Genomic DNA, 1,597 nt, shown 5'->3' with positions numbered 1-1,597 from the left:
ATCATCGATGCGGCGACAAGCCACTTTTTCATGGTTTGATTCTCCAGATAATCTTGGGTGGCACTGTTCTTTCACAATTCCTTACTGAGTAAAGGTAATATTGGAACAGTCTTTGCTTTTCTTTGTTTGTCGAACTAAGAAAACGCCACCAAACTTCACTGAAATTGATATAGCAATATTTATACCCGAACGGTCATACCCAATGAAAAAAATATTATTTAGCCTACTTTCAATCACTTTCGTTATGCTTCTGCCATTTCGTGCAGTGGCGTCTTGGTACGAAGTGACAGGCGTTGCCACGATCGTTTCTTCTGAAGATGCGGCAAGGCTCCATGCGTTGGAAGACGCTCTATTCAAAGCCGTCAACTTTTCGGGCGCCGACATTGGCAGCATCAGTAATTTGATGCCGCTATTGGAAGAAAACCGCAAAGAATATCAGTTTACTAACCATGAGGTGCGCTACATTCTCGTGGAATCTGAGCGCAAACGCGGTGGTAAAATGGAAATGAAGATCCGAGTGGACATTTATCCATCGGCAACGGGTTGCCACACGGATCAATACAAAAAGACTATTTTGGTCGGTAACATTGACGTTGCCTCTCCCCAACAAGCAGTCATGGGGCAAATCTACCAAGTAGGTGATGATTTCAGCAAAGTCGTTAATCGCCAATTGGATCAAACCTCGCGCAGCTTCGTTTCTGTTGGCACGACAGACTACTCAATCAGCAGCAATTATCCAGCTCGCACTCAAATGATTGCGCAGGACAACGGCGCACAATACATTATTGGCGGCGTGATCACTGACTTAACGGCAACGATTGAATCTCAACTCTTAAAAGACGACATCATTAACCGTCAGTTTGCTTTAGAGATGAAAGTCTTCGATGGCAAGACGGGCCATGAAGTCTTCAACAAAGCCTACCGCGAAGTCGCGCGTTGGCCATTCGCCAAAACCAGCCAAGTGGATACTCGTAGTGCACGTTTCTGGGCATCGACCTATGGCGAAATGATGCTACGCGTCAGCCGTAACATCATGTTAGACCTCGAGTCCGAACTGTCTTGCAAGATTACCCTACCGGAAGTGGTGGCCGTTTTTGGCAACACCGTCACGATGGATCTGGGCCGCATGCACGGCGTAAAAGAAGGTGACAAACTGCAACTGTGGCACACGGCATCATTCATCGATCAAAAGGGTTTACCGCGTAATAAAGTGTCGCAAAGCGAGATCACGTTGACGGTCTCCCGCATCTATGAACAAGAAGCAGAATTGACGATTGATCAGCCGAATTTGGCGTCCAGCGTTCAAATTGGCGATGTAATGAACAAGATCTTATAAAAGGTCACATTAAGCCTTGAGATATGCTTACTTTTGAATATCATAGACAACGCATCTTATTTGATTATGCCTGTCTAAGTAACTAACAAGTTAGCACTAGGGTTAAAGAAATCAGCAGCATGGCTGTGAATTTGTTTAACCTGTAGCAATAACCCAATAGTTACTGTGATTGGTATTACGCCCTCATGGCACAGCTGGATAGCGCAGTCCCCTCCTAAGGGACAGGTCGTAGGTTCGAATCCTACTGGGGGCGCCATATCA

At 45.7% G+C, this 1,597-nt stretch carries 1 protein-coding gene and 1 tRNA gene; both read left to right on the top strand.

Annotation, left to right across the window (positions count from 1 at the left end; all coding sequences use genetic code 11):
- Positions 1 to 202 precede the first annotated feature (202 nt).
- Complete coding sequence (locus R7E78_RS24035; RefSeq protein ID WP_005496141.1) at positions 203 to 1,336, top strand: flagellar assembly protein FlgT; 1,134 nt, start codon at positions 203 to 205, stop codon at positions 1,334 to 1,336.
- A gap of 179 nt (positions 1,337 to 1,515) precedes the next feature.
- Positions 1,516 to 1,592 (top strand) — tRNA-Arg (locus R7E78_RS24030).
- Positions 1,593 to 1,597 lie beyond the last annotated feature (5 nt).

This window comes from Vibrio sp. YT-19(2023) (assembly GCF_033337395.1).
The sequence above is the reverse complement of the archived record's forward strand: the minus strand, read 5'-3'. Positions and strand labels throughout refer to the sequence as shown.